The organism is Haloplanus sp. XH21 (assembly GCF_023276355.1).
Lineage (GTDB): Archaea > Halobacteriota > Halobacteria > Halobacteriales > Haloferacaceae > Haloplanus > Haloplanus halobius.
On sequence record NZ_JALLPL010000001.1, the window covers coordinates 619,850 to 644,001 of the forward strand.

Here is a 24,152-nt window from a genome sequence, read left to right on the forward strand (position 1 = left end):
CATGCACGTCGGACTGCTGTACTCCCGGATCCGTCGGGACGAAAAGCTCCTGCTGTCCGAACTGCGCGAGCGCGACCACGAGGTGACGAAAATCGACGTGCGGAAAGAGCAGTTCAACATCAGCGAGCAGCCCGAAGCGTTCGACGACATCGACATCGCCGTCGACCGCTGCCTGGCGACGAGTCGGAGCCGCTACGTCACCCGCTTCCTCGACGCCTACGGCGTCCCCGTCGTCAACGAGGCCGACACCGCGGAGCTGTGCGCCGACAAGGTGAAAAACAGTCTCGCGCTGGAGGCGGCGGGCGTGCCGACGCCGAACACCGACGTCGCCTTCACCACCGACAGCGCCCTCGAATCCATCGAGGAGTTCGGGTATCCATGTGTCCTGAAACCCGTCATCGGCTCGTGGGGTCGCCTGATGGCGAAAGTCGACAGCCGGAGCGCCGCCGAGGCGATTCTGGAGCACAAGGCGACGCTCGGCCACTACGAACACAAGGTGTTCTACATCCAGGAGTTCGTCGAGAAACCGGGGCGTGACATCCGCGTCGTCGCCACCGACGGCGAACCCGTCGCCGCGATGACCCGGAGTTCGGACCACTGGCTCACCAACGCCGCCAAGGGCGGCGAAGTCGACGAGTTCGACATCGACGACGAGGTGGCCGATCTGGTGCAACGCGCCTCCGACGCCGTCGGCGGCGGCCTGCTCGGCGTCGACCTGATGGAGACGGGCGACTCCTACACCGTTCACGAGGTGAACCACACGGTGGAGTTCAAGGCGCTCGACTCCTGTGTCGACTTCGACGTGCCCGCGACCATCGTCGACTGGCTCGAAACGAAGGCCGATCAGGCCGTGGAGGCGGGCGCGTGACGTACACCGCGAGCGTCGTCGGCGCCAGCGGCTTCGCCGGTGGCGAACTCCTCCGCCTGCTCGACGGCCACCCCGAGTTCGAGGTGGCCCAGGCGACGAGTCGGAGTTACGAACGCAAGACCATCGGCCACCAGCACCCCAACCTGCGTGGGATGGACCTCCGCTTTTCGTCGCCGCAGGATCTGGAATCGGTGGACGTGCTCTTCGCGGCGACGCCACACGGCGTCTCGATGGAGCGCATCGACGACTTCCAGGACGCCGCGGACACGGTGGTCGACCTGAGCGCGGACTTCCGCCTCGACAGCGAGGACCAGTACGACGAGTGGTACGACGGCCACGAACGGCCCGAACTGCTCGCCGACGCCGAGTACGCCCTGCCGGAACTCAACCGCGACGGCCTCGCGGGCGCGGACCTCATCGCGTCGGGTGGCTGTAACGCGACGGCGACGATACTGGGGCTGAAACCCCTGTTCGACGCCGGCATCCTCGCCGGCGACGAGCAGGTGGTCGTCGACGTGAAAGTCGGGTCCTCGGAGGGCGGCGCCGGCGGCGGCGCGGCCTCCTCCCATCCCGAGCGCTCGGGCATCGTCCGCCCCTACGCGCCGACGGGCCACCGCCACGAGGCCGAAATCGAGCAGTTCCTCGGCCTCTCGGTGTCGTTTACGGTCCACGCCGTCGATATGATTCGCGGCGCGAGCGCGACCTGTCACGTCTTCCCTGACGGCCCGGTGAAGAAGAAGGACCTCTGGAGCGCCTACCGCGACTCCTACGACGACGAACCATTCATGCGCACCGTCGCTGGCGGGGGCGGCGTCTACCGCTACCCCGAACCGAAGGCCGTCGCCGGCACCAACCACGGCGAAGTGGGCTTCGAGGTCGACCCCGGGAACAAGCGCGTGGTGGTCTTCTCCGCTATCGACAATATGATGAAAGGATCGGCGGGACAGGCGGTTCACGCCGCCAACGTCGCGCTCGGCATCGACGAGACGGCGGGCCTGACGTTCCAGGGCCTGCATCCCGTGGGGGCGCCGTAGGATGCTGGCAAAGAGGTGGCTCGCGTGACCGTCGTCGTCAAAATCGGCGGCGCGAAGGCCGTCGACCCCGCGGGTGCCGTTTCGGATATTGCCGATCTGGTCGACGATGGCGAACCCGTCGCCGTCGTTCACGGCGGCTCGACCGCCGTCGACGACCTGCTGGACCGCCTCGGCATCGACCCCACGTACGTCGAGACGCCCGACGGCGTCGTCGGCCGGTTCACCGACGAGACGACGATGGAGGCGTTCACGATGGCGATGGGCAAGGTGAACACGGACCTGGTAGCGGCGTTCCGCGAGGCGGGCGTCGACGCCGTCGGCCTCTCGGGCGTCGATGGCGGCCTCATCACGGGCGCACGGAAGTCCGCGGTCCGCGTCGTCGAGGACGGGAAAAAGAAGATCAAGCGCGGCGACCACTCCGGCCGCATCGAGGCGGTCAACGACGACCTGCTGGAGACGCTGCTGGGGCAGGGCTACACGCCCATCGCAGGCCCGCCGATGCTCGCCGACGACGGCGTGCCGGTCAACACGGACGCGGACCGGGCGGCCGCCGCCGTCGCGGGCGTCCTGGGCGCGACGCTGGTCGTCCTGACGGACGTGGAAGGCGTCTACGCCGATCCGGACGACCCGTCGACGCTCATCGAATCGGTGACCACCCCCGCGGAGTACGAGGCGCTGACCGACGCCGCGGAGGGGTTCATGACGAAGAAAGTGATGGCCGCGACGGAAGCGCTGGAGCGTGGCGCGACCGAGGTGGTCGTCGCCGACGCCAACGCCGACGCGCCGGTCACGGCAGCACTGGGCGAAAGCGGTACACACATTCACGCGAGCGCACTGGAGGACACATGAGCGGGTTCGTCTTCTCTGAGAAACCGATCGGCATCGAACGCGGCGAGGGAGCCACTCTCTACGCCGACGACGGCACCGAGTATCTGGACTTCGGCGCGAGTTACGCCGTCGCCTCCGTGGGGCACAGCCACCCACGCGTCGTCGACGCCGTGACGGAACAGGCCGAGGACCTGCTGTACGTGCAGGCGTCCTACCCCGTCGAGGCTCGGACGACGCTGTACGAGAAACTCGCGACGGTGTCGCCGCCGGGCCTCGACAACGTCTGGCTCTGTAACTCGGGCACCGAGGCCAACGAGGCGGCGATGAAGTTCGCCCGCAACGCCACCGGCCGGTCGAAAATCGTCGCGACGCGGCGTGGCTTCCACGGCCGCACGCTCGGCGCCCTCGCGATGACCTGGAAGGACAAGTACAAGAAGCCGTTCGAGCCGCTGGCCGGCGGCGTCGAGTTCGTCTCCTACGGCGACGGCGAGGAACTCGCCGACGCGGTGGACGAGGAGACGGCGGCGGTGTTCTTGGAACCGATTCAGGGCGAGGGCGGCATCCACTCGGCTGACACGGCGTACCTGCAACGCGCGCGTGAAGTGACCGAAGACGCCGGCGCGGCGCTCGTCTTCGACGAGATTCAGACGGGCGTCGGCCGTACTGGCTCGCTCTGGGCCTGCGAGGGCGCAGGTGTGGAGCCCGACATCCTCACCGCCGCGAAAGGCATCGCGAGCGGCCTCCCGCTCGGCGCGACGGTGTGTGCGGACTGGATCGCCGACGCCGACCCCGAACACGGATCGACGTTCAGCGGGAGTCCCGTGGTCTGTGCCGCCGCCAACGCCACCCTCGACATCATCGTCGAGGAGGACCTCCCGACCCACGCCGCCGAGATGGGCGAGTACCTGATGGAGTCCATCGAGAGCGCCGACCTGCCCGTCCGCGACGTGCGGGGCCAGGGTCTGATGGTCGGCATCGAAGTGAAGCGGGGGGCGAACCGCCTCCTCCGCGACCTGGCGCTCGACGAGCAGGTGTTGGCGCTGCCGGCCGGCCGGACCGTCCTCCGCCTGCTGCCGCCGCTCATCATCGAAGAGAACCACGCCGACCGCTTCGTCGACGCGCTGGAGGGCGTGATGGAATGACCGTGAGCGAGTCCACGGACACGGAGTTGAGCGAGGCCCAGCGACTGCTGGTCGACCTCGTCTCGACCCCCTCGCTGTCCGGCGAGGAGAGCGAAGCGGCCCAGCATCTCGTCGACTTCTTCGAGGCCCACGACCGCGAGGTGTGGGTCGACGACGTGGGCAACGTCCACGCACCCGCGGACGACGCCGTGTTGCTGACCTCCCACATCGACACTGTGCCGGGCGACATCCCGGTCGAGATTCGTGAGACCGACGGCGAACCCGCGCTGTGGGGACGCGGCAGCGTCGACGCGACGGGGTCGCTGGCGGCGATGGCCGTCGCCGCCGTGGAGACGGGCGTGAGTTTCCTCGGCGTCGTCGGGGAGGAGGTCGACTCCCGGGGCGCCCGCCACGTCATCGAGACCGACCGCGCGGAACCCGGCGCGGTCATCAACGGCGAACCGAGCGGCTGGACGGGCATCACGCTCGGCTACCGCGGCCTGCTGGCGGGGACCTACGTCGCCACCAGCGAATCGGGCCACACCTCGCGTCCGGAGAACAACGCGATCCAGGACGCGATGGACTGGTGGGAGCGGGTCGAAGAGGAGTTCGACCCCGACGAGTATCTCCCCGTCTTCGAGCGCGTGACCTGCAAGCCCACGGCGTTCGAGGGTGGCACCAGCGTCGACGGCCTCTCCGTCGAGGCGACGATGGAGGTGCAGTTCCGCGTCCCGCCGGAGTACACCGTCGACGACGTGCGCGAGATGGCGGACGGCCAACTCGGCGTGGGGACGGTACACTGGTACGACAAAGTGCCACCGGTGATGGAGAGTCCACGGACCGACGTGGCCCGGGCGTTCCGGGCCGCCATTCGCGAGGCGGGCGGCGATCCCCGCCTCCTCCGGAAGACGGGAACGGCCGACATGAACGTCTTCGCGTCGGCGTGGGACTGTCCGATGGTCACCTACGGCCCCGGTGATTCGGACCTGGACCACGCGCCCGACGAACACCTGCCGCTGCCGGAGTACGACCGCTCCATCGGCGTGCTGATCGACGTCTGCGAGCGGCTTCAGGAGGAATCATGAGCCTCGATACGACGGATATACTCGACGTAGACGACCTCACAGCCGACGAACTGGAGACGGTGCTCGACCGCGCGGCCGCCATCAAGGCCGGCGAGGACGGGACGGACCTGTCGCGACAGACACTCGCGATGGTGTTCGAGAAGCCGAGCACGCGAACCCGGACCTCATTCGAGACGGCGATGACCCAGCTCGGCGGGCACGCCATCTTCCTCGGCCCGGACGACATCCACCTGGGCCGGGGCGAACCGGTGAAGGATACGGCGCGTGCGCTCGCGGGGTACACCGACGCCATCATGGCGCGCCTGTTCGACCACGCGGACGTCGAGACGCTGGCCGAGTACGCCGACGTGCCCGTCATCAACGGGCTAACGGACGACGCCCACCCCTGCCAGACGCTCGCGGACCTGCTGACGGTCCGGGAGGCGTTCGACGGGTTCGACGACGTGACCGTCGCGTGGGTGGGCGACGGCAACAACGTCGCCCAGTCGTTCGTCCTCGGGGCAGCGCTTTCCGGCCTCGACTGCACCGTCACGACGCCGCCCGGCTACGGCATCGACGAGGACGTACTGGACCGGGCCGCCGAACTCGGGCAGGCACCGACCATCGTCGACGACCCCGAGGAGGCCGTCGCCGACGCGGACGTCGTCTACACCGACGTCTGGGTGTCGATGGGCGAGGAGGACGAGCGCGAGGAGAAACTAGCGGCGTTCGAGGGCTACCAGGTGAACGCCGACCTCCTCGCGGGGAGCGACGCGCTGGTGATGCACTGTCTGCCCGCCCACCGCGGCGAGGAGATCACCGACGACATCGTCGAGAGCGACCGCGCCATCGTCTGGCAGCAGGCCGAGAATCGCCTGCACGCCCAGGCCGGCCTGCTTGTCGAACTGCTGGAGTGAGTGGTCAGGAGCCGCTCCCGAGGGTTTTAATTCGGGCACGCGTAACCCCCTCTCGTGGCAGACACGGCGGGACACGAGCGGTTCTTCCCCTACGAGTCGCCGTACCCGAACCAGCGCGAGGCGATGGACCGCGTCGCCAACGCGCTGGCCCGCAACCAGGACGTGCTGATGGAGGGCGCGCCGGGCACGGGCAAGACGCTGTCGGCGCTGGTGCCGGCGCTCGCCCACGCCCGCGAACACGACCGGACGGTCGTCATCACGACGAACGTCCACCAGCAGATGCGCCAGTTCGTCGAGGACGCCCGCGCCATCACGCGGAAGGAACCCATCCGCGCCGTCGTCTTCAAGGGCAAGGCGTCGATGTGCCATATCGACGTGGGGTACGAGGAGTGCCGGAGTCTCAAGGAGACGACACGCAGTCTGGTCGAAGCCGAGCAGGATCGGGAGGAACTCGCCGCCCAGAGCGACGCCCTGCTGGACGAGGTTCGTGAGGGCAGCGACGACGCGGCGGACGCCCGCTCCGCCGTGACGGACGAACTCGAAGCGCTGGACGAGGAGATTGCTGAACTGGAAGCGGCGAACGTCTGTGAGCATTATCGGGCGAACCTCACGCGGAACACCGACGAGTTCCAGCAGTGGCTGTTCGACGACGTGCGTACGCCCGAGGAAATCTACGCCTACGCCGACGAGCGAGGGCTGTGCGGCTACGAACTGCTCAAGGAGGGGATGGAGGCGGTCGACCTCGTGGTCTGTAACTACCACCACCTGCTCGATCCGTCCATCCGCGAGCATTTCTTCCGGTGGCTCGGCCGCGACCCCAGTGAGGTGATCACGGTCTTCGACGAGGCGCACAACGTCGAAGCCGCCGCGCGGGACCACGCCACCCGGACCCTGTCGGCGCGCACGCTCGACGGAGCGCTGGCCGAACTCGACGAGGCCGACGACTCTCGGGCGGCGCGCGCCCGGAACGTCGTCGAGGCGTTCCGGACGGGGCTGGCGACGGCCGTCGATGACGCGCTCGGCTTCGGCGAGCGCGAGCAGGTCGGCGACGACTGGCACGACCTCGACATCTCGAACGACGACCGCCGGGACGACCTCACGCTCGCCTTCTTCGACGCCTACGAGGGCGGTGGGATCGGCGCCGAAATCGACCTCGCGTTGCAGGTCGGCGAGGCCCTGGACGAGGCCTACGAGGAGGCGTATCGTCGCGGAGAGACGACGACTCGCAAGGAGTCGGCGACCCTGCAGGCGGCCTCCTTCATCGCCGACTGGATGGGCGAGGGCGACAGCCTGGGCCGACATCCCATGGCCGCGGTCCGGCGCGATCAGGGAACCGAGGAAGTGTACGGTCGGGCGGAACTCTACACGGCGATTCCGCGCCAGGTGACCGAGGGTCTGTTCGACGAGGTGGCCGCGAGCGTGCTGATGAGCGCGACGCTCCGCCCGTTCGACGTGCTCTCGGACGTGCTGGGTCTGGAGGACCCGGTGACGCTCGCCTACGAGCTGGAGTACCCCGAGGAGCGCCGCCGGACCTTCGCCGTCGAGGGGCCGGCGCTGTTCGCGAGCGACCGCGACGACCCTGAGACGCAGGCAACGGTGGCGGAGACGCTCGACGACGCCATCGAGATGACGCCGGGCAACACGCTCGTCTTCTTCCCGTCGTACGCCGAGGCCGAGCGCTACGCCGGCCTGCTCGACCGACCGAACGTTCACCTCGACGAGGCGGGGACGCCCACGGAGGACCTCCGCCAGCGGTTCGTCGCTGCCGACGACGCGACGCTGCTCACGTCGCTGTGGGGAACGCTCGGCGAAGGCGTGAGTTTCGACGGCGACGACGCCCGGACCGTCGTCGTGGTCGGCGTCCCGTACCCCAACCTCTCGGAGCGCCTGGAGGCGGTTCAGGACGCCTACGACCGGGAGTACCGCGACCGGACGGCCGACGCGGGATGGCGCTACGCCGTCGAAATCCCGACGATCCGCAAGACGCGGCAGGCGCTCGGACGCGTGATCCGCTCGCCCGACGACTTCGGCGTGCGCGTCCTGTTCGACAAGCGCTATACGCGCGCCGGGCGCGACATGGGGAAATACGGCGTTCGCGATTCGTTCCCGCCGGAGGAGCGCGACGAACTCATCGACGTGGCGCCCGAGAAACTCAAATTCGCGATGCTGAACTTCTATGCCGACCTCGAGGCCTACGACGGCGACCCGCCGACGCCGTGACAGGGTCCCGAAACAGATGAGTGAGCAGCCCCGGATGGGTCAACTCTCTCAAAAATATAAGTTATTTGTTATAGAATGGTATATTATCAATTCTCTATCGATCAGTTCGACCGCTGTTAGGGAATATAGGCGCTACAGCGGTAGATATGCCGCTTTATCCCGGTGTAGCAGCCGAGCCTCGGGGGCGGGGCCGTAGAGCGAGAACGCGAAATACACCCCTATTGTGCGCTGTATAGGGGTATTTTCATTTCTCCCGCTGGAGACCCCGAAAATAGATTTTCTCCGATATATCTGCTAATATGACGATATAGTTATATTTCTTCCGGAGCGGCCGGTTGGAAGGGAAACATAAAACCGGGATGTCTCCGAAGGGGGACGTGTCCGCATGGATGACAGACGAGGCTCTCGGCAGCGATGATTAGGAAGACACTCAGCGGGGTGCGAAACGGTAACGAGTGGATACTGCTGACGGTGTCGTTCGCCTGGCTGCTCGGCCTCGGCGTGCGACTCATCTACCCTGCAGTCCTCCCGTTCATCAGAACCGAGTACGGAATGGGCCTCACGATGGCCGGCGCGGTGCTGACGCTGCTCTGGCTCGGCTACGGACTGATGCAGTTCCCCGGCGGACTGCTGGCCGACCGCGTCGGCGAGCGGAACGTTCTAGTCGGGAGCATCGCCATCGCCATCGCCGGCGTCTCGCTCGTCGTGCTGGCGCCGGCAGTGGAGGCGTTTTTCGCGGGGACGCTGCTCGTGGGCATCGGCGTCGGTCTCTACGGTACGACCCGGGTGACCGTCCTGGTCGACGTCTATCCGCGACACGCCGGGACGGCGATGGGAATCAACCAGGCGGCCGGCAACGTCGGGACATCCGTCCTGCCCGCGCTGGCGGGCGTCCTGGCCACCTCGCTGTCGTGGCGCTGGGGGTTCGGGCTGTTGATTCCCCTCTTTGCGGTGACCATCGTCGGCCTCTGGATCACCGTCCCCGAGGTCACGTCGACGGAGTCGGCGTCCGAACCGCTCTCGCGCGCGTCCCTGGTTCGCGCCGCGCGCGCGGTTGGCCAGCGGTCGACCGGCTACGCGACAGTCAGTATGCTCCTCATCTCCTTCGTCTATCAGTCGTTCACCGGGTTCTATCCCACGTATCTCGTGCTCGAAAAGTCGTTCAGCGAGAGCCAGGCCGCGACGTTTCTTGGCGTGTTTTTCGCGTCAGGCATCCTCGTCCAACCCCTCGCCGGCGCGTTGAGCGATGCGATCGGCCCCCAGCGGACCCTCGGGGGGTTCCTGTCGGTGGTCGTCGTCTGTCTCGTCGGGCTTCCGTGGATAGACGGCACGGCGCCACTCCTCGTCCTCTCCGTTCTCGCGAGTTCGCTCCTGTCGTTCTGGCCCGTCGCCAACGCGTACGTGGTCCAGACCGTCGACGACGCCCACCAAGGGACGACCGTCGGTGTCGTGCGGACGATTTATCTGACGCTCGCGACGACGGGGCCGATTTTTGCCGGCGCGCTGGCGGACCGCGACATGTTCGACAGCGTATTTCTCATCCTCGCAGGGGTGACGTTGCTGGCCGCCGTCGTCTGCCTCGCGTACCCCTCGCTCGACGACTGACCAGGAAGCGACAGGCTTCAGCGACGCGGTCGTCCGGGCGGGGGCTCAGAGATACTCCTCGATGAGTTCGTCGGCGCGGTCCCGACGCATGGCTTCCGCGTCGTCTAGCGTCTCGTAGGCGCCCGACACCCAGGCCTCGTGTGCTTCGAGATGCTCGCGCCGCGCTTCGAGTTCCTCCTCGTTGCGGCTCGGGGCGGTCCCGCCGGGGATGTCGCGGCGCTCGACGTTGACCATCGGATCGATCGCCTGCTGGAACTCGTCGGCGGTGAGCGATGTCTCGGCGCCGACGACGCTCCGTGCAGCCTGATTGAGGTTCGCGAGGGTCAACTCGTCCGCAGTACGGTCGGCTTCGAGTGCCCCGCGGACCATGGTTCCGACGATTTCGTGGGCCTGGCGGAACGACAGATCCTCCGCTCGCACCAGCGTGTCGGCGACCTCGGTCATCGTGCAGAAGTTCTCGGCGGCGCTCTGGCGGAGAGCCTCCTCGTCGACTTCTAGCGTGTCGATGACACCCGCCAGCAAACGAAGCATCCGCTCGATCTCGTCCGACTCCTGTACGAGCGGGACGGGGGCATACTTCGCTACCTCGCTGACGTCACCGTAGGGCGCCGCCTTCAGGTGGACGAGCGAGCTGTTCGCGGCGCCGATAGTGTCGCTCGCCTCGGTTCGCAGCTTCTCCAGCGTGTAGGGGTTTTTCTTCTGTGGCATCATGCTACTCACCGAGGCGAAGCCGTCGCTGATTTCGATGACATCGAACTCGGTGGTGCCCCACTCGATGAGGTCGCGGGAGACCCGACTGATGTTCGTCATCAGTATCGCAGCGGCCGACGCCGACTCGGGGACGAAGTCCATCGACGCCGTCGCGTCGTACGTGTTGAAACAGAGTCCCTCGTAGCCGCTGAGCTCGGCCAACCGATCGCGGTCGATATCGAAGCCGGTTCCGCCCATAACCGCGCTCCCGAGCGGACAGTCGTTGGTGAGGTCGTAGGCCCGCTTGAGTCGCTCGAAGTCGCGACCGAGAACGTTGTCGAACGACAACAGGTAATGCGACAGCGTGATCGGCTGTGCGGGCTGGCTGTGCGTGTACCCCGTCATCACCGTCTCGGTGGATTCCGCCGCGAGATTCAGTACCGCCGCCCGGAGTGTCACGAGGTTGTCGATCATCGACAGCAGTCGTTCCCGGAGGACGATGCGACCCGCAGCGTCGTACACGTCGGTGCGACTGCGGCCAGTCTGGAGGATGCCTCCTTTCTCACCGCCCAGTTCCTCGATGAGGTACTCCTCGACGTAGAAGTGGATGTCCGAGTGGTCGGCGCCGGAGATGGAGTCGTCGACGCCTTCGGCTTCGATCCGGTCGAACACGTCCATGATTTCTGCAGCCGTTTCGGAGTCGAGGAGGTCGTTCTCCTCGAGCATAATCACGTGCGCCCGATTTAGCGTGAAAAGGGGATCGAAGAAATGCTCCTTGAGGAGTTCGAACTCCGGCTTGCGGAGATTTTCGACGTATTCGTCCGCTGGACCCTCATCTAACCGGCTGTGGAATTGGCTCTCGTTCGCCATCGTTCACACCGTTTTCGCGTAGCATCAAATAGGTTTTGTAATGAACGATGGCGTTCAATCGGACCGCCTCGCAGCAGGGAGAAGAGAGTGGTTACCCGAGCAGTTGTCTCGGGAGGAACGTGGCTATCTCGGGGAAGAAGATGATCAGCAAGATGACCACGACCATGGGAATGTAGAACGGCACGACCGCCTTCATGATCTCCTCCAGTTCGGCATCGGTTACCTTCTCGAGGACGAACAGAATGGTCCCAAAGGGAGGCGTCAGCGTCCCGAGCAACAGCGTGAGGACCATCACGATACCGAAGTGGACGGTGTCGATGCCGACGGTTTCGACGAGGCCGATGAGGATCGGCGTGAGGATGGTGATGGCCGCCGTCGCGCCCATGAACGTCCCGACGAGCAGGAAGAGCCCGACGAGCAGGAACATCACGATGAGCGGGTCGCTCGACACGCCGAGAATCGACTCGGTCAGCACGATGGGGATGCGCAGCTGCAGCGCGACGAGCCCGTAGAAGGTGGCCGCTGCGAGCAGGAACGTCAGCGCGCACGTCTCGATCATGCTGTCTCTGGCCTCCCGGAGCAGACTCCGGACGGTGATCTCCTGGTAGACGAACATTCCGACCAGAACGGTGTACACGACCGCTATCGCACCGGCCTCGGTCGCTGTGAAATACCCGAGGAGGATGCCACCGATGATGAGTAGCGGCGTGATGAGCGCCAGAAACGCACCTTTGAAGCTCTCCCACGCCTCCCGAAGTTCGAAGGGTTCGCCCGCTTCGAATCCCCGGAAGTACGACAGGATGAAGACGAACAGCATGAGACAGAGCCCCAGCAGGATGCCGGGCACGACGCCCGCCAGAAAGAGACTCCCGATAGACTCCTCGGCGAGGAGTGCGTAGATGATAATCGGGACGCTGGGCGGGATGATGGGCCCGATGAGCGAGGACATCCCGGTTACACCGATCGCCGTGGATTTGTCGTACCCGTAGTCGCGCATCGCCGTGTATTCGATGCGGCCGAGCCCCGCAACGTCCGCCGTTGCGAGCCCTGACATGCCGGCGAAGAACATGCTCGCGACGATGTTGATGTACGCAATACCACCCCGGAACTGGCCGACGAGGGCCGAGGCGAACCGGAAGATGCGTTTCGTCATCCCCATCGAGTTCATCAGTCGGCCGAGGAACACGTAGAAGGGGATGGCGAGCAGCGGAAAGCTGTCGAGGCCGAACAGCATCTGGTTGCTGATGACCGCGTAGTTGACCGAGTCGAAGGCGATCCAGCTGAAGATGCCGGCGATGACCATCGCGAAGCCGACGGGGACACCGAGCCCGTACAGGAGGAACAAGCCCCCGAGGAACACGGCCGTAATCAGCAGAATCTCATTCATCGTTGATCACGTGATGATTGGTCCTCGGAGTCGGTCCCGTCCGCAGACTCCGAGTCGCCCGAGAGTCCCATCATCTCCTTCGCCCGTGTCGACGCCTCGTTCGCGTCCATCTCCGCATCCGGCTCGTCGGCCGTCATGTCCGCGACGGTGGTACTCCCGTCTTGGCCCCTGAGCCTCGCGACGAGGGCCGGTACGGAGGTAGAGAGGTCGAACAGGGTGTAGATGCCCATCAAGATGGTGCTGACGGCGATCATCGCGTGTATCATCCCGTAGCTCAGGTGCGGGAGGTTCGTCCCCGAGGACCACGCGCCCTGGGCGCCGAGGAGCGCTCCCCGGAACAGCGCGTAGACGAAGTACAGGACGAACGCCGAGACGAGTATCCGGAGGAGATGATACAGAGTGGGGTTGACTCCCTGGAGCCATCGCTGGAGGAGATCGATCTTGACGTTCTCGTCGTTTCGAACGGCGATTGCAGTGCCCAGATACGTCATGACGATGAGCAGATAGCGAGCGAGAGGCTCGGTCCAGAACAGGAACTCGATCTGGATGGGGAGTTGCCGAACAAGCACCTGTACCGTCGCCAGCACGATGGTCAACAGGAACATACCTGTCGTCACGTACAGCGGGACGGTGTCGAGTAGTCCGTCTTGTCGTACCGACAACGAATCGTCGATACTTGTGTTGTCCGACGACATCGAGTGACTAGATCGACTGGATCGTCTCGTAGTCGGACTCCCACCGCTCCGCGAACAGCTCCTCGATGGCGGACGCGGCGGCGTCGACTATCGACCCCCGATCGATCTCTTCGCGGGGCACGATTTCGATACCCTGCTCCTCGAAGAAGTCGTAGTGGGTCTGTTCCTCTTCCATCGCCATTTCGGTGCCGTATTCCGAGGCGCTGAGCGCCAGCTCGTCGACGAGGTCCTGATAGGTCTCGTCGAGGCCCTGATAGAACTCCTCTCTGACGAACATGCTCCCGACGGTCGTGAGGTTGTCCGTCTGGCTCAGGTAGTCGACGACCTCGTAGATTGACGCCGAGCGGAGCGACTCGGGCGGCGCTTCGGCGGCGTCGGCGGTGCCCGTCTCCAGTGCGGTGTACACTTCTGGCCAGTCGATTGCGACGGGGTCGACGCCAGTCGCTCGCCAGGTGCGCTGCCACGTCTCCCACGGCGTGATCCGCGGCTGCAGCCCCTCCAGATCGTCGACGCTCCGAATCGGACCCCAGCCCTCCTTGGTGACGGTCTGGCGCGTCCCGCGGTAGATGACGTTCCCGACCTGTCGCTGGTTTCCTTCCGACCGCAGTTTCTCGTATGCGGGCTGGAAGAGGTCGTGGTCCATGATGCGAAGGATGTGGTCGTAGTCCTTCGGAACGAAGGGGTTCTGGAAGAAGAAGTAGCCGGGCGTGTACTGGTCGAACGGCGCCGTTCCCTGCACGGAGCCGTCGACGCCGCCGTCGCGTGTCAGTTCCGTGATCTCGGACGCCGACCCGTACGCGCCGCCAGGCGAAATCTCCACCGAGAACCGGCCGTCGGTCTCGCTTTCGATGTCCTCTTTGAACTTCTGTGCGGACTGGACCAGGACGTGGTCCTCCACGAAGTTGCTGGCGATCGTCATGCTGACGTCACCGCTACCGCTACTACCGCCGCTGCCGTCTCCGCCCCCGCTGAGACAACCAGTCAATCCGACAACCGATGCTGCGCCTGCTGCCTTGACGAACTGCCGCCGATTTGCACTAGTCATGTGACTCTACCTCACGTATTACGATAGTTTATTATAAATGTTGAGGGTAGAGACCGGGGCTCTCGACGGCGAGATAGGCGACGGGGCCGGGGCCGTGGACGGGAGCCTCGAAGGCGCCGATGTCGGTGATCCGTGCCTCGAACGCGGGCGTGGGCGAGAGCGCACGCCGGAGGCGCTCGCGGAGGTGGTCGTACTCGTGTTCCTCGGCCTCGAACCGCTTGCAGACGAGGGTGTGGCGGTCCCGGATCCGGTCGAACGGAACGAGTTGCGGGTGGAGCTCGGCCGCGAGGCGTTCGACGGCCGGGGGAACAGGGACGTTGAGGCTGTACACGCTAGATTCTGTCGAGCAGCCAGAGGATGATGACGATGGCGATAAGCAGGCCGATGAGTGGCTGGAGGAAGCCGAACAGGCCGAAGACGATGTCGAACGCCTGTTCGACGACGCTGAGCGCGAGCCAAACGACGACCAGGATGAGCACGAGCTTCAGCAGGTCTTCCACGTCGATGGAGCCACGGTTCATGGGGCGAACTGGGGGCGGTTCGGGGATAAGGATAGCGGCCGCTCAGAACTCGGAGTCGAGTTCGGGTTCGACGCCTTCGTCGGCGGTGTCGAAGTCGAACTCCTCCCGGAGTTCGCGGATGCGGTCGCGGATGTCCGCTGCGAGTTCGAACTCCAGGTTGTCGGCGGCGGTCTGCATGCGCTCTTCGAGCGCCTCGATGCGGGCGCGGGCCTCGTCGTCGCTGTCGGGTGCGTCACCGGTGACACTGGAGGTGTCCGTCTCGCTCCCGGGAAGGTTCGTCTCGCCGACGGCCTTCTCGATGGTCGTCGGCTCGTGGCCGTGTTCCTCGTTGAACGCCCGCTGAATCTGTCGGCGACGGCGGGTCTCGTCGATGGCCGCCTGCATCGAGTCGGTCACCTCATCGGCGTACAGCACCACCTCGCCGTTGACGTTTCGCGCCGCGCGTCCCATCGTCTGGACGAGCGTCGTCTCGGATCGAAGGAACCCTTCCTGGTCGGCGTCGAGGATGGCGACCAGCGACACCTCGGGGATGTCCAGCCCCTCGCGGAGGAGATTGATGCCGACGAGGACGTCGAACTCGCCGAGACGCAGGCCGCGGATGAGTTCGTGACGCTCCAGGGTGTCGGTCTCGTCGTGCATATACTCCACCGCGACGCCAGCCTCCGAGAGATACTCGGTGAGGTCCTCGGCCATGCGCTTGGTGAGCGTCGTGACGAGGACGCGCTCGTCGCGTTGGATGCGTTCGTCGATGCGATCCATGAGGTCGTCGACCTGACCGGTGGCGTCGGCCACCTCGATTTCGGGGTCGACCAGGTAGGTCGGGCGAACGATCTGTTCGACCACCTGGTCGGAGTGGTCACGTTCGTAATCGCCAGGGGTGGCACTGACGTAGAGCGAACGGCTCGTCTTCTCCTGGAACTCCTCGAAAGTGAGCGGGCGGTTGTCGTAGGCGGTGGGGAGACGGAAGCCGTTCTCGACGAGCGAGTCCTTCCGCGATTTATCGCCCTCGTACTGCCCCTTGATCTGGGGGAGCGTCTGGTGGGACTCGTCGATGACGGTGAGGAAGTCATCGGGGAAGTAGTCGAGCAGGGTGTAGGGTGCCTCGCCGGAGTCGCGGTCCGAGAGGTGGACCGAGTAGTTCTCGATGCCGGAGCAGTAGCCCGTCTCGCGCAACATCTCGATGTCGAAGGTGGTGCGCTCCTCGATGCGCTGAGCAGCGACGAGGTCGCCCTGGCGCTCGAAGTACGCCACCCGGTCTTCCATCAGCGCCTCGATTTCGTCGATGGCGTTTTCGAGGCGTTCCTCGGGGATGGAGTAGTGTTCCGCGGGGTGGATCAGCACCGCCGGCTCCTGGCTTTTCACCTCGCCTTCGAGCGGATCGAGTTTCGTCAGGCGGTCAATTTCGTCGCCCCAGAACTCCACGCGGACGGCGTAGCGGCCGTACATGGGGAACACCTCGACAGTGTCGCCGCGCACCCGGAAGGTGCCCTGGGTGAAGTCCACGTCGTTGCGGTCGTAGTTGAGGTCGACCAGCCGAGCCAGCAGGTCGTCGCGACCGATGTCCTGGCCGGGTTCGAGGCGAAGGGACATGTCGACGTAGTTGGCGGGGTCGCCGAGGCCGTAGATGGCCGAGACGCTCGCGACGACGATGACGTCGTCCCGAGTGAGGAGCGAGCGGGTGGCGGAATGTCGCAGGCGGTCGATTTCGTCGTTGATCGAGGCGTCCTTGTCGATGAACGTGTCCGTCTGTTCGACGTACGCCTCGGGCTGGTAGTAGTCGTAGTAGGAGACGAAGTATTCGACGGCGTTGTCGGGAAAGAGGGTGCGAAACTCCTCGTACAGCTGTGCCGCGAGGGTCTTGTTGTGGGCGATGACCAGCGTCGGCTGCTGGAGTTCCTCGATGACCCACGAGACGGTGTTCGTCTTGCCGGACCCGGTGACGCCGAGTAGCGTCTGGCGGTCCATCCCGGACTCGTAGCCGTCAACGAGTTGCTCGATGGCGTCGGGTTGATCGCCGGCGGGATCGAAGGGGGCGTCGACCCGGAAGGGGCGGTCGGCGTCGGGACGGTCCGGCTGAAGGGGACCGGAGTTCGCGTCGCTCACGTGGGTTGCTGAGCGCTCCGAGCACTTGACGGATTCGCTTGGGGTGGCATCCGTTGGGATCACGCACCCCCCGACGGCCGTTCCCAAACCGTGCGCGGAGGGACAGGAACTTAATCCCCGACTCTCGTAGCGCCGCGTATGGCAATCGACGAACTCGAACGAGCGAGCGAGGAACTGCGCGCCGCGGCCGATCTGACCGACGGCGACGAACGCGACCGACTCGAACAGCAGGCCGAGCACCTGGCGAACTTGGCGGAGTCGGGCGCGGACCACGGTCGCCTCGCCCGTCACGCCAACACGCTCCACGAACTCAAATCCGCGACGGGTGCGGACGCGGGCGAGCATATCGACGCCGCGATGGAGGCCATCAGCGCCTACCGCGAAACCATCGAAGGCGTGTAGCGACGACGGCCGCGGCTTCCCATGTGAACCGTTCACGAACCCCTTTCCTTCGGGTGGAGGTGCGTCAGCAGACGTTTTTCGGTTTGACGCCCATCGATTCGAGCGTTTCGACGTAGTCGTCGTAAGCCGCCTCGATGGCTTCGGTGGCGGCCGCCTCGGCCCGCACCCAGTCGTCGTCGGACGCACAGATCGCGTCGAGCGTCTCGACGATGTGGTCGTGAGCGTCGTCGATGTCGTCACGGAGCGACCGGAACGTGTTGGCGGTGGAGGGGTCGGCGTCGCCGACGAAGAAGCCGACCATCTGTCCCGCCGTCCGGTCGGTGACGAGGGAGTGGCCGAGGGCGGCGCCGACGCGTTCGACGGGGTCGTCGAAGTCCGCGAGCGTCCCGTAGATGCGCCGGTCCGCGGCGTCGGCGTCGGCGTCGGCGTCGAGCGTCTCGTGGCGGTTCCGGGCGGTGGTCGCGAGGTGGTCGAAACAGGATTCAGCGTCGGGGTCGTCGGCGTCGGCCGCCCACGACTCGAAGCGGTCGGCCGCGGCGGCGGCGTCGGCGGCCGCGGCGGTGCGGACGGCGTCGCCCGACATCTCGCCGTCGGTCAGGGCGTACAGCCATTTCGACGAACCGAGTCGGGACAGTTCGGTCTCCAGGTCGTCGGTTACGGTGTCGACGAGCGTGGTGGCGTCCATAGGTGGGGTAGAACAGCCCATCGTTTGTAAGCATCGCCACGGGACGGTGCGGTGTCGACTGAAAAAGAAGGGGTCGGTTGGGGGGTCGCGACTCGCGACGGGAGCGGCGTTACTCGGCCTCGCCCTTCTCGATCGGGACGCCCACGAGGTTGCCCCACTCGGTCCAGGAGCCGTCGTAGTTGATGGTGTCCTCGTAGCCGAGGAGTTCGTGGAGCGCGAACCAGGCGACCGACGAGCGCTCGCCGATGCGGCAGTAGGCGACGGTCGTGCCCTCGCCGTCGATGCCTTCCTCGGCGTAGAGCTGCGCGATCTCGTCGCGGCTCTTGAACGTGCCGTCGTCGTTGGTGACCGCGGCCCACGAGATGTTCTTCGCGCCGGGGATGTGGCCGCCGCGCTGGGCGGTCTCCTGCAGGCCCGGCGGGGCGAGGATCTCGCCACTGAACTCCTCGGGCGAGCGAACGTCCACGAGCGGAAGCCCGCGGTCGATGGCGTTCTCGACGTCCTCGCGGTAGGCACGGATGCTCTCGCGGGGACCCGAGGCCTCGTAGTCGACGACCGAGAAGTCCGGCACGTCCTCGGTGAGCGGGTAGTCGTTCTCGAGCCAGTAGTCGCGGCCGCCGTCCATCAGACGGACGTCGTCGTGACCGTAGTACTTGAACTGCCAGTAGGTGTAGGCCGCGAACCAGTTGGAGTTGTCACCGTAGAGGACGACCGTGGAGTCCTCAGTGATGCCGTGACTGCCCAGCAGCGCTTCGAAGTCCTCCTTCGAGAGGATGTCGCGCGTGGTCTGGTCCTGCAGGTCCGTCTCCCAGTTGAAGCCGATGGCGCCGGGGGCGTGACCCTCGTCGTAGGCCTCGGTGTCGACGTCGACTTCCACCAGACGATAGTCCGGATCGTCGCTCTGGAAGTCGTCCAGGTGGTCTTCCACCCAGTCCGCCGAAACGAGGACGTCTTTTGCGTACGCTGAATCTGACATAGCAGTAGCCGATACGACACCCTCCCCTATAATCCCCACACCAGCGGCAGACACAGCCAACCCTCGCCCGATCAGGAAAGTATTGCCACATCTGCCCAGGCTGAACGGTCCGGGGTGGCTGCTGACCGTAGCTGAACGGACCACGGGGGCGATCATCCGGCAAATACTGTCACGGAATGAGACGGACGCGCAGCGGCGACGCGTCGAAACGCCGTTCCTAAATCCGACGGGGTACGTACACCGACCATGACCGAAGATATCGTCGTCTCGATGGAGTGGCTTGCCACCCACCGCGGCGAGGTGCAGGTGGTCGACGTCCGCGACGCCTGGGAGTTCGACGGCATCGGCCATATTCCGGGCGCGGTCAACGTGCCCTTCGACGAGTTTCGGAGCCAGAAGGGCGACGAGGGGATGCTCCCCGGTGAGGAACGATGGACCGACCTGATGGCGTCGGCGGGCATCGGGACCGACGACTGCCTGGTGGCCTACGACGACGAACACGGCGTGTTCGCCGCCCGATTCCTCGTGACGGCGCTGCTGTACGGCCACCGTGATGTCCACCTCCTCGACGGCGACTTCAGCGCGTGGAGTCTGTCCTACGAGACGACGACGGAAACGCCAGAAGTGGAGCCCGCATCCTACGAGGTGCGGGAACCTGCGGCGTCGCCGCTGGTGGGATTCGAGACGGTTCGGGCGGCGCTCGACACCGACGCGGTGGTCGTCGACACCCGCAAACAGTGGGAGTACGAGGAGGGCCACCTGCCGGGCGCGGTGCAACTGGACTGGCGCGAGCTCGTCGACGAGGAGACGCGAGGGCTGAAACCCGACGCCGAACTGGAGTCGCTACTGACCGACCGGGGGATTACTCCCGACGAGCGGATCATCCTCTACTGCAACACCGCGCGCCGCATCAGCCACACGTACGTCGTACTCAAACATCTCGGCTACGAGCAGGTCGACTTCTACGAGGGGAGTCTCACGGAGTGGAAAGAGCGGGGGGGACCGCTCGAACAGGGAAGCGGGCAGGGGAGCGAGGAGGGGCGTGACGAGAGCGGCGACGGCGACAGCGACTGAGCGTCACTCCTCCGAGATGGGGACATCGTTGAGTTCGGCCGACAGGAGACTCCCCGCCTCGACGACGAGGGCGACGGCCAGCGGGCCGACGATGACGCCGATAGGACCGATCGTCAGCAACCCGCCGACGAAGCCGACGAAGTAGAGACTCCCCGGGAGTCCCGCGGTTTCCCGCGCGAGGCGGGGGCGGATCAACACGTCCGGTAGCCACGCCACGAGGATGCTCCCGACGACGGCGACGATGGCGGCGCGGGCGGGATCCTCCGCGAGCAAGTGGACGACCACGAGCACCGCGAGCAACACCGACGGGCCGACGACGGGGATGAACTGCAGGACGGCCGCGAGCACCGCCAGCGTGAGGTAGTAGGGGTAGCCCAGGAGGAAGAAAAACGGGAGCGCGATGAGGAAGGTGCCGACGGCCGTCGCCGCCTGCAACACGTAGATGGCAAAGAGCGTCGCCCGGCTCCGGCGCCCCAGCGCGTGAACCACGTCCCGGTAGGCCCGCGGCACGACGGCGATGATCGCCCGGTGTGTCTCCGTCGTCCGCGTGAGCAACGCGAAGACGACCATCACGAACACGGTCAGTTTGAGCGCGAGTACGGGGACTGCGACGGCGAACGACCGGGCGAGTTGGCGGCCGAACGAGACGGCGATCGCCCGGACCTCCGCGAGGGTTACAGTCGTGGCGAACCCGTAGTATTCGACGGTGACCGTCGTCGGCAGCGCCGCGAGGAAGGTGATGACGGCGTCGAGGCGGAGCGCCACGACGACGACGAGAGGCAAGGAGAGGACGACGACGGCGAGGAGGGCGGCCGTCGTCACGGCGAGGCTGGCGCGCCAGTGTGAGAGCCCGCGACGAGTCAGTTCCTCGCGAAGCGGGACGAGCAGGTAGGCAACGGTGAGGGCGAAAAAGACCGTCCCGAGAATGTTCGCGAGGAAGGCGGCCGCACCGAGGGTCAGGACGGCGAAGAGGCCACCGAGCACGTACCGGCGCTGGAGAGTCACGACGGTACCTGCGACGGGTGGGGCAAAAATCGTTTCCCGATCGGCGGGGCCTCGGTCGCAAGGCGAGCGTCCAGGAACAGGAGACTCGGCAAAACCGAACACCGCGGCTTTACTGTCACGGCGACCGAGCGACACCCATGGTCGGAACGAGTCGCCGGTACCGGGTGGCGGACACCGCCCAGCAGGTCGTCGGCGGATTCCTGCTCGCGGGACCGTTCGTGGTCACCGAGGAAGTGTGGACGCTGGCCGCCGGCATGTCGTGGCTCCAGACGCTCGCGACGGTCGTCATCGTGATGGGAATCGGCTACGGCGCGCTCTACAAGGCCGACGACCGGGATCCGGAGCGGGAGAGCGAGGTCGGCGGGGTGCCCGTCCGGTTCGTCTCGCTCGTGCTCGTCTCGTATGGGTCGGTGCTCGTCCTGGCGCTGACGTTCGGCGCCCCGTCGACGTTTCTGTCCGAGCTGGGTGGGCAACCGCTGACCGTCGGCGGGCTGATAATTCCGATCGAACGCGTTGGCGTGACGCTCAGAGCCGTGAGCGTCGGCGCCGTGTTCAGCGTCGTTGGCGCCGCAACGGCCGACTCGTTGTTCTAGCGATCCGCGCCGTTGCGCGATCACCCGCAGTCTTAAGTCCGTCCGGTCGGAGGGACGGATATGGATTACACGCTCGCCATCGACGGTGCGCCGGAAACGATACCCGGTGGGACGGGTGTTCTCCTGCTTCACCCGAGCATCGGCGAGACCGACCGGATCGATACCGATTTCCTCAAGACGGACACCGACAACTTCCTCGTCGTCTCGACCCGCACCACCGCACGCGAGGTCGAACAGAAACTCGAACATTACGACGTCGACGAGTCGCGGGCCGATATCCTAGATACGCTCTCGGTCGAACGCGGCTACTCCCGGCGGCCGTCGGATCGGGTTCACTACGTCGCCTCCCCCGACGATCTGGATGGCGTCGTCGCCAAGACCCGGACGTTCCTGCAGACCCACGAGGGGAAACGCCGCGTGAGCGTCGACTCGCTCACGGAGATGGCGTACTACGCCGACGAGGAACAGGTGTACGAGGCGACGAAACGACTGCTCGACCTGCTGGAGGAATACGACGCCGTCGGGCTGTTCCATCTCTCGAAAGAGGTGCACGACGAAGCGACACTGGAGCGGTTCCGGAACCTGTTCGACGGGGTCCTCGACCTCGACGTCGACGGAAACGTCACCGCGACGTTCGAGACGGAGTAGGGGTCACGCCGACTCGGCTTCGTCCTCAGTCAGATTCGTCCGCATCCAGCGTTTCGAACGTCGTCGCCGCCCAGCGAACGGCGTACTCGGGGCCGTAGTCGACGTACGCGGACGTATCGAGGGCGGCGAAGGGCGCCGGGAGGTCGAGACCGTGTTTGATCGCGGCGCAGGCGAGTTCGGTCGCCGCCGCGAAGTCGGTCTCGCCGCGTGCGACGGCTTCGGGGAGTTCCTCGACGCGACCCCGAAGGCGGTCGCCGGCGTCGTCCCAGGCGTCGTAGAGAGGCGGGATGTCGTCCTCCCAGCCCGTGAAGATGGGCCTGGTTTGGCGTCCCACCCAGCCATCGTAGAGCGCGGCCGCGATCTGGAAGACTGATGCGGGGTCGAGCGGCACCGCCGCGTCGAGGTCGGTGTACTGCTCGCCGAAGAAGGGGAGGAACGACTCGGGAATATCGAGACCGACCTCGACGAGGGCCTCCGCGATGAGGAAGTCGAGAAACGGATCGGGCGTTCCCTCCGCGCGCGCCTTGACGAAGACGGTCGGCGGGGCGGTCTGACGCGTCCACGTCACCGTCCCGTCGCCGGGGAGACCGATCGTAAAATCCGATCCCGCGTACCGATGCAGGAGCGTCGGCGCGTCGTCGGGGACCCACTCGGGCGGATAGGTCGCGGGGTCCAGCGCGTCGACCAGCAGGCCGAGGTCCTCCGCGGTCGCGGGCGGGAGCGTCTCGAAGTCGGTCTCGACGTCGAGGACGATCGAATCCGGGGCGTGACGGGACCGAACGGTCTCCAGATCGTCCGAGAGCGATCGGCGTTCGAACATCAGCCGAGAAGGATCCCGATGACGAGGGCGGCCGCGAGAACGGCCGAGATACCGACAGTTCCGAGAACGATCTTGGTCGCCTGGCTCATGTCAACATCCTCGGCGCCCCGCCGCATAAACATTGCAGTCTCCGCGTTCGTCCTCTCTCGAGTCATAGAGACGGTTGATCCACCGTTTCGAATCCGGCGATATAGGAGGTTACGTCCGTACTGTGGGCGGAATATCGGATATTTGCAGTAGAAACAAAGGGGTGTGGATGTCCGAACCACCATGTCGAACGTGGTGAGGAACGAGAACGGGAACGATTGCTGCCAGCAGTCACCCGTCGTCGCGCCAAGCGTCGGCGACTTCGATGACGTAATGACCGTCCTCCTGGAGTGAGATGATGCACTCCTGTCGGTCGTACAGCTCCATCAAGTTGAGTTCGTACTGCCCCGGTTCGAGTATTTTGATGCTCTCGAACTGGTCGTTGAGTTCCTCTCGAAGGTCTTCGATCCCGGGCGCGTCGGCCGAGGCGGGTGATTGAGCAGGTGCCCCGTCCTCGGTCGGCACGTCGGCGGGATCGGCCACGTCGTCGAGTTCGTCACGGGTGACGACGCTCCGGCGCGCGTCGGCCTGTGCGGTATCCTCGCCGAACACGCTCGGATCCGACTCCGCCTCGATGAAATCCTCGTCGTCCGTCGAGTCGGGAGGCGGGGACGACGCGGCGCTGTCGGCTGCCGAAGACGCTGCCGACGAATCCGTCGCCGAGGGTGTCGGGGATGAACTGGTTGTCGAGGCTGAGGTCGAGGGGGATGTGTCGGCCGTCGACGACGAGGGTGTGTCGGCCGTCGACGAATCGTCCTCGCCCAGCGTCGGCGTCTCGGTCGCCGAGTCGGGCTTGAACTGGAACTTGTTCCCGCCGCAGTCGGGACAACCGGAGAGCATCTCCTTGGACCCGTCGGCGAACACCCGTTCGCAGTTCGTGCACTGGTGGGGCAT

24 protein-coding genes and 1 pseudogene are annotated in these 24,152 nt (G+C 65.8%); 12 read left to right on the top strand and 13 right to left on the bottom strand.

The genetic code is table 11. The features are described 5' to 3' along the window. Position 1: 1 nt before the first annotated feature. The 8 genes from lysX (at position 2) to MXB53_RS03270 (ending at position 9,657) form a co-directional block, all read left to right on the top strand. Positions 2 to 868: a lysine biosynthesis protein LysX gene (lysX, locus tag MXB53_RS03235; protein ID WP_248895771.1), complete on the top strand. Its 867-nt coding sequence runs from the start codon at positions 2 to 4 to the stop codon at positions 866 to 868. Next, entirely contained in the window at positions 865 to 1,902 is a 1,038-nt protein-coding gene (argC, locus tag MXB53_RS03240; protein ID WP_248895772.1) for an N-acetyl-gamma-glutamyl-phosphate reductase, read from the top strand. Before lysX ends, argC begins: the two co-directional genes overlap by 4 nt. 24 nt (positions 1,903 to 1,926) lie before the next feature. Further along, the gene (locus MXB53_RS03245; RefSeq protein ID WP_248895773.1) at positions 1,927 to 2,751 is read left to right on the top strand and encodes an acetylglutamate/acetylaminoadipate kinase; all 825 of its coding nucleotides are present in this window, start codon (positions 1,927 to 1,929) and stop codon (positions 2,749 to 2,751) included. Beyond that, positions 2,748 to 3,872 carry an aspartate aminotransferase family protein gene (locus MXB53_RS03250; RefSeq protein WP_248895774.1) on the top strand — a complete coding sequence of 375 codons (1,125 nt, stop codon included), beginning with the start codon at positions 2,748 to 2,750 and terminating at the stop codon, positions 3,870 to 3,872. The genes MXB53_RS03245 and MXB53_RS03250 overlap by 4 nt, the downstream gene beginning before the upstream one ends. Before the next feature lie 2 nt (positions 3,873 to 3,874). After that, complete coding sequence (locus tag MXB53_RS03255) at positions 3,875 to 4,936, top strand: [LysW]-lysine hydrolase (protein WP_248895775.1); 1,062 nt, start codon at positions 3,875 to 3,877, stop codon at positions 4,934 to 4,936. After that, positions 4,933 to 5,832, top strand: a complete 900-nt coding sequence (gene argF / locus MXB53_RS03260) for an ornithine carbamoyltransferase (protein WP_248895776.1) — start codon at positions 4,933 to 4,935, stop codon at positions 5,830 to 5,832. The genes MXB53_RS03255 and argF overlap by 4 nt, the downstream gene beginning before the upstream one ends. 54 nt (positions 5,833 to 5,886) lie before the next feature. Further along, positions 5,887 to 8,052: an ATP-dependent DNA helicase gene (locus MXB53_RS03265; RefSeq protein WP_345779691.1), complete on the top strand. Its 2,166-nt coding sequence runs from the start codon at positions 5,887 to 5,889 to the stop codon at positions 8,050 to 8,052. Between the two features lie 414 nt (positions 8,053 to 8,466). Continuing rightward, positions 8,467 to 9,657 (top strand): MFS transporter, encoded by a 1,191-nt coding sequence (locus MXB53_RS03270; protein WP_248895777.1) that lies wholly within the window; start codon positions 8,467 to 8,469, stop codon positions 9,655 to 9,657. A gap of 45 nt (positions 9,658 to 9,702) precedes the next feature. On the opposite strand, the gene argH is transcribed toward MXB53_RS03270, so the two are convergent. The 7 genes and pseudogenes from argH to uvrB all read right to left on the bottom strand — a co-directional run bounded on the left by argH (position 9,703) and on the right by uvrB (position 16,968). Then, on the bottom strand, positions 9,703 to 11,217 hold the full coding sequence (gene argH, locus MXB53_RS03275; protein WP_248895778.1) for an argininosuccinate lyase: 1,515 nt from the start codon (positions 11,215 to 11,217) through the stop codon (positions 9,703 to 9,705). Positions 11,218 to 11,308: 91 nt separating this feature from the next. Next, a complete protein-coding gene (locus MXB53_RS03280) occupies positions 11,309 to 12,604 on the bottom strand; it encodes a TRAP transporter large permease (RefSeq protein WP_248895779.1) in 1,296 nt (431 codons plus the stop codon). After that, on the bottom strand, positions 12,601 to 13,266 hold the full coding sequence (locus tag MXB53_RS03285; protein ID WP_248895780.1) for a TRAP transporter small permease: 666 nt from the start codon (positions 13,264 to 13,266) through the stop codon (positions 12,601 to 12,603). Before MXB53_RS03285 ends, MXB53_RS03280 begins: the two co-directional genes overlap by 4 nt. Before the next feature lie 40 nt (positions 13,267 to 13,306). Beyond that, positions 13,307 to 14,218 (bottom strand): TRAP transporter substrate-binding protein, encoded by a 912-nt coding sequence (locus MXB53_RS03290; protein WP_248898059.1) that lies wholly within the window; start codon positions 14,216 to 14,218, stop codon positions 13,307 to 13,309. Between the two features lie 163 nt (positions 14,219 to 14,381). Further along, positions 14,382 to 14,675: pseudogene (locus MXB53_RS03300) on the bottom strand (2'-5' RNA ligase family protein); the annotation flags it as partial. Position 14,676: 1 nt separating this feature from the next. After that, complete coding sequence (locus tag MXB53_RS03305) at positions 14,677 to 14,865, bottom strand: DUF7554 family protein (RefSeq protein ID WP_248895781.1); 189 nt, start codon at positions 14,863 to 14,865, stop codon at positions 14,677 to 14,679. Positions 14,866 to 14,907: 42 nt separating this feature from the next. Beyond that, complete coding sequence (gene uvrB / locus MXB53_RS03310) at positions 14,908 to 16,968, bottom strand: excinuclease ABC subunit UvrB (RefSeq protein WP_248895782.1); 2,061 nt, start codon at positions 16,966 to 16,968, stop codon at positions 14,908 to 14,910. A gap of 138 nt (positions 16,969 to 17,106) precedes the next feature. Between uvrB and MXB53_RS03315 the strand changes: the two genes are divergently transcribed. Further along, a complete protein-coding gene (locus MXB53_RS03315; protein WP_248895783.1) occupies positions 17,107 to 17,370 on the top strand; it encodes a DUF7553 family protein in 264 nt (87 codons plus the stop codon). A gap of 64 nt (positions 17,371 to 17,434) precedes the next feature. Here MXB53_RS03315 and MXB53_RS03320 read toward each other — a convergent pair whose 3' ends face one another. Both MXB53_RS03320 and MXB53_RS03325 read right to left on the bottom strand, forming a co-directional pair. After that, positions 17,435 to 18,055 carry a transcription antitermination protein gene (locus tag MXB53_RS03320; RefSeq protein ID WP_248895784.1) on the bottom strand — a complete coding sequence of 207 codons (621 nt, stop codon included), beginning with the start codon at positions 18,053 to 18,055 and terminating at the stop codon, positions 17,435 to 17,437. Between the two features lie 109 nt (positions 18,056 to 18,164). Next, entirely contained in the window at positions 18,165 to 19,031 is an 867-nt protein-coding gene (locus MXB53_RS03325; protein ID WP_248895785.1) for a sulfurtransferase, read from the bottom strand. A 246-nt stretch (positions 19,032 to 19,277) separates the two neighbouring features. Between MXB53_RS03325 and MXB53_RS03330 the strand changes: the two genes are divergently transcribed. Next, on the top strand, positions 19,278 to 20,105 hold the full coding sequence (locus tag MXB53_RS03330; protein WP_248895786.1) for a sulfurtransferase: 828 nt from the start codon (positions 19,278 to 19,280) through the stop codon (positions 20,103 to 20,105). Between the two features lie 3 nt (positions 20,106 to 20,108). Here the strand turns inward: MXB53_RS03330 and MXB53_RS03335 are convergent, their stop codons facing one another. Continuing rightward, positions 20,109 to 21,110 carry an AI-2E family transporter gene (locus MXB53_RS03335; RefSeq protein WP_248895787.1) on the bottom strand — a complete coding sequence of 334 codons (1,002 nt, stop codon included), beginning with the start codon at positions 21,108 to 21,110 and terminating at the stop codon, positions 20,109 to 20,111. Between the two features lie 137 nt (positions 21,111 to 21,247). Here MXB53_RS03335 and MXB53_RS03340 point away from each other — a divergent pair, with 137 nt between their 5' ends. Together MXB53_RS03340 and MXB53_RS03345 are read left to right on the top strand one after the other, a co-directional pair. Next, entirely contained in the window at positions 21,248 to 21,703 is a 456-nt protein-coding gene (locus MXB53_RS03340; protein WP_248895788.1) for a DUF2391 family protein, read from the top strand. A gap of 60 nt (positions 21,704 to 21,763) precedes the next feature. Beyond that, on the top strand, positions 21,764 to 22,351 hold the full coding sequence (locus MXB53_RS03345; RefSeq protein WP_248895789.1) for a DUF7090 family protein: 588 nt from the start codon (positions 21,764 to 21,766) through the stop codon (positions 22,349 to 22,351). A 25-nt stretch (positions 22,352 to 22,376) separates the two neighbouring features. Here the strand turns inward: MXB53_RS03345 and MXB53_RS03350 are convergent, their stop codons facing one another. The 3 genes from MXB53_RS03350 to MXB53_RS03355 all read right to left on the bottom strand — a co-directional run bounded on the left by MXB53_RS03350 (position 22,377) and on the right by MXB53_RS03355 (position 24,152). After that, complete coding sequence (locus MXB53_RS03350) at positions 22,377 to 23,171, bottom strand: DUF7089 family protein (RefSeq protein WP_248895790.1); 795 nt, start codon at positions 23,169 to 23,171, stop codon at positions 22,377 to 22,379. Next, the gene (locus tag MXB53_RS15925) at positions 23,171 to 23,260 is read right to left on the bottom strand and encodes a hypothetical protein (RefSeq protein ID WP_425601189.1); all 90 of its coding nucleotides are present in this window, start codon (positions 23,258 to 23,260) and stop codon (positions 23,171 to 23,173) included. The genes MXB53_RS03350 and MXB53_RS15925 overlap by 1 nt, the downstream gene beginning before the upstream one ends. Positions 23,261 to 23,489: 229 nt before the next feature. Beyond that, complete coding sequence (locus MXB53_RS03355; RefSeq protein WP_248895791.1) at positions 23,490 to 24,152, bottom strand: Zn-ribbon domain-containing protein; 663 nt, start codon at positions 24,150 to 24,152, stop codon at positions 23,490 to 23,492.

Excerpts from the sequence above, each read along its gene's own strand:
- lysX (WP_248895771.1), top strand. The coding sequence starts at position 2 with ATGCACGTCGGACTGCTGTACTCCCGGATCCGTCGGGACGAAAAGCTC.
- MXB53_RS03250 (WP_248895774.1), top strand. The coding sequence starts at position 2,748 with ATGAGCGGGTTCGTCTTCTCTGAGAAACCGATCGGCATCGAACGCGGC.
- argF (WP_248895776.1), top strand. The coding sequence starts at position 4,933 with ATGAGCCTCGATACGACGGATATACTCGACGTAGACGACCTCACAGCC.
- MXB53_RS03270 (WP_248895777.1), top strand. The coding sequence starts at position 8,467 with ATGATTAGGAAGACACTCAGCGGGGTGCGAAACGGTAACGAGTGGATA.
- argH (WP_248895778.1), bottom strand. The coding sequence starts at position 11,217 with ATGGCGAACGAGAGCCAATTCCACAGCCGGTTAGATGAGGGTCCAGCG.
- MXB53_RS03280 (WP_248895779.1), bottom strand. The coding sequence starts at position 12,604 with ATGAATGAGATTCTGCTGATTACGGCCGTGTTCCTCGGGGGCTTGTTC.
- MXB53_RS03290 (WP_248898059.1), bottom strand. The coding sequence starts at position 14,218 with ATGACGATCGCCAGCAACTTCGTGGAGGACCACGTCCTGGTCCAGTCC.
- MXB53_RS03305 (WP_248895781.1), bottom strand. The coding sequence starts at position 14,865 with ATGAACCGTGGCTCCATCGACGTGGAAGACCTGCTGAAGCTCGTGCTC.
- MXB53_RS03315 (WP_248895783.1), top strand. The coding sequence starts at position 17,107 with ATGGCAATCGACGAACTCGAACGAGCGAGCGAGGAACTGCGCGCCGCG.
- MXB53_RS03320 (WP_248895784.1), bottom strand. The coding sequence starts at position 18,055 with ATGGACGCCACCACGCTCGTCGACACCGTAACCGACGACCTGGAGACC.
- MXB53_RS03325 (WP_248895785.1), bottom strand. The coding sequence starts at position 19,031 with ATGTCAGATTCAGCGTACGCAAAAGACGTCCTCGTTTCGGCGGACTGG.
- MXB53_RS03330 (WP_248895786.1), top strand. The coding sequence starts at position 19,278 with ATGACCGAAGATATCGTCGTCTCGATGGAGTGGCTTGCCACCCACCGC.
- MXB53_RS03340 (WP_248895788.1), top strand. The coding sequence starts at position 21,248 with ATGGTCGGAACGAGTCGCCGGTACCGGGTGGCGGACACCGCCCAGCAG.
- MXB53_RS03345 (WP_248895789.1), top strand. The coding sequence starts at position 21,764 with ATGGATTACACGCTCGCCATCGACGGTGCGCCGGAAACGATACCCGGT.
- MXB53_RS03350 (WP_248895790.1), bottom strand. The coding sequence starts at position 23,171 with ATGTTCGAACGCCGATCGCTCTCGGACGATCTGGAGACCGTTCGGTCC.
- MXB53_RS15925 (WP_425601189.1), bottom strand. The coding sequence starts at position 23,260 with ATGAGCCAGGCGACCAAGATCGTTCTCGGAACTGTCGGTATCTCGGCC.
- MXB53_RS03355 (WP_248895791.1), bottom strand. The coding sequence starts at position 24,152 with ATGCCCCACCAGTGCACGAACTGCGAACGGGTGTTCGCCGACGGGTCC.